This is a genomic window from Brevundimonas sp. GW821-FHT12C05, from assembly GCF_058807475.1.
In genome coordinates this window covers 1-773 of sequence record NZ_JBXAQS010000009.1, presented here as the reverse complement: position 1 = coordinate 773, position 773 = coordinate 1, and the positions used below count along the sequence as shown (strand labels likewise).

The 773-nt window shown below is 68.8% G+C and carries 1 protein-coding gene; it reads left to right on the top strand.

Going from position 1 to position 773, the window contains the following annotated elements; genetic code table 11:
- Window positions 1-773, top strand: a 773-nt coding sequence (locus AC1RRF_RS17210) for an outer membrane protein (RefSeq protein ID WP_492836764.1), incomplete at both ends; no start/stop codon positions are given.

The following is a 773-nucleotide window of genomic DNA, read 5'->3' as shown; positions in this document are numbered from 1 at the left end:
GAGCCGAACGGTTGGTACGGGGCGATTGACGCCGGGTACCACACCATCGACGACCTTGAACTGACGTCGCAAAACAGCGGTCCGAAGTTCAACTTCGAAGTGGAAGACAGCTGGGCGGCGTTCGCCCGTCTGGGCTACCGGTTCAACGAGAACTGGCGTGTTGAACTCGAAGGCGGCTACCGTGACGCCGGCGAGCTCGGCGCGGTCACCAACACCTCGGCGGGCATCCCGACGGGCGTGTGTAACCTGACCCCGTCGACGGGTCCGTGCAACAATCCGGACGGCGAGATCAAGTCGACCGCGATCATGGCCAACGTGATCTACGACTTCGGCGACGCGTCGTGGGCCTTCCGTCCGTTCATCGGACTGGGCGCCGGCGTCAACATCGTCAGCACCGAGTTCCTCGGTACGTTCGGCGGCGCTCGCACCACCAGCTTCGGCGCGGACGACAGCTCGACCGAGCTGGCGGCGCAAGCCATCGCCGGCGTGGCCTGGGCGATCGGTGATCGGGCCCATCTGGACCTGACCTACCGCTACCTGATGTCCAACATGGAGACGGCCACCTTCGTGAGCCCGGTCAACCCGGTGAACACGGCGCTGACCGGCGACTTCGCGGGCCGTTACGAGAACAGCCACACCCTGACCCTGGGCCTGCGCTACGCGTTCGGCGCCGACGAGCCGGCGTACATCCCGCCGCCCCCGCCGCCGCCGCCCCCGCCGCCTCCGCCCCCGCCGCCTCCCCCGCCGCCGCCTCCGCCGCGCCCGGTGGTTCC